General features: G+C 71.8%; 1 pseudogene. It reads left to right on the top strand.

Annotation, left to right across the window (positions count from 1 at the left end):
• A pseudogene (locus tag J0695_RS39610) lies at nt 1–248 on the top strand (acety-l/propionyl-CoA carboxylase subunit alpha); the annotation flags it as partial.

Raw genomic sequence — 248 nt, forward strand, 5'->3', positions numbered from 1 at the left:
TCGGCGCCTGGCGCAACCTCCACTCCCAGCCGCAGATCAAGCGCTACCGCACCGAGCCCGACGGCACCGAGCATGAGGTCCGCTACCGCCACACCCGCGACGGCCTCACCGCCGAAGCCGACGGTGTACGTGTCGTCCTGGCCACCCCCACCCGTGTGGTCCTGGAAGTCGACGGCGTCCAGCACCCCTTCACCGTCACCGCCCACGCGGACCGCGTCCACGTCGACGCCACCACCCTCACCCCCCTC

This window comes from Streptomyces beijiangensis (assembly GCF_017315755.1).
GTDB classification, from domain to species: Bacteria; Actinomycetota; Actinomycetes; order Streptomycetales; family Streptomycetaceae; genus Streptomyces; species Streptomyces beijiangensis.